1 protein-coding gene is annotated in these 299 nt (G+C 29.1%); it reads left to right on the top strand.

Features of this window, described 5'->3' with window-relative positions:
* Positions 1 to 204: 204 nt before the first annotated feature.
* Positions 205 to 299 (top strand): variable surface lipoprotein (locus tag E1I18_RS03865; RefSeq protein WP_141483957.1); only part of this gene is annotated, 95 nt, incomplete at its 3' end.

Raw genomic sequence — 299 nt, 5'->3', positions numbered from 1 at the left:
CTGCAACTAAAAAATGTAGAAATAAACACAATTATTAAAAATGGTATGTAAGAAATTAAAAAAAGCGATTTTTGCGTATAAAATAGCGCAAATTTCGCTTTTTTAGTTTAAACTCCGAAACTCACGAAAAACGCTTCGTTTTTGCATTTTCCTTTCGTTTTTTTTTTTTATAATAGGTGAAACAAAACAATATGAAAGGTAATCATGAAATTAAAAAAACTAACATCATTACTCATACCTATGGTCGCTTCATTACCATTTGTTGCTGCTGCATGTGGTGGAGAAGGTAAAAAAGGAAA

The sequence above is a fragment of the Mycoplasmopsis mucosicanis genome, assembly GCF_006546935.1.
Taxonomy (GTDB): domain Bacteria; phylum Bacillota_I; class Bacilli_A; order Mycoplasmatales; family Metamycoplasmataceae; genus Mycoplasmopsis; species Mycoplasmopsis mucosicanis.
Note: the sequence above shows the minus strand (reverse complement) of the source record. Positions and strands in the feature narration are given on the sequence as shown.